The organism is Clostridia bacterium, assembly GCA_036654455.1.
Classification (GTDB): Bacteria; Bacillota; Clostridia; order Christensenellales; family CAG-314; genus JAVVRZ01.
Genome location: JAVVRZ010000030.1, coordinates 1 through 284 on the forward strand (window position 1 = coordinate 1; position 284 = coordinate 284).

The window sequence follows — 284 nt, forward strand, 5'->3', positions numbered from 1 at the left end:
GGCCTTGTACACACCGCCCGTCACACCATGGGAGTTTGTTGCACCAGAAGCAGGTAGCTTAACCTTCGGGAGGGCGCTTGCCACGGTGTGGCCGATGACTGGGGTGAAGTCGTAACAAGGTAGCCGTATCGGAAGGTGCGGCTGGATCACCTCCTTTTGAGCAAGACAGCATCGCCTGTCAGGCGTCCCCACAAGAAACCTGCATTCAGAGTTCCATAGCCAACAGGGTTGGCTTGGAAAAGTCCCAATACGGGGCCTTAGCTCAGCTGGGAGAGCACCTGCTT

General features: G+C 57.0%; 1 tRNA gene and 1 rRNA gene (1 of these 2 running past the window's edge). Both read left to right on the forward strand.

The window, feature by feature from the left end:
• Window positions 1-157 (forward strand): 16S ribosomal RNA (locus tag RR062_06265); the annotation flags it as partial.
• Between the two features lie 95 nt (window positions 158-252).
• Window positions 253-284 (forward strand) — tRNA-Ile (locus tag RR062_06270) (it continues 74 nt past the right edge of the window).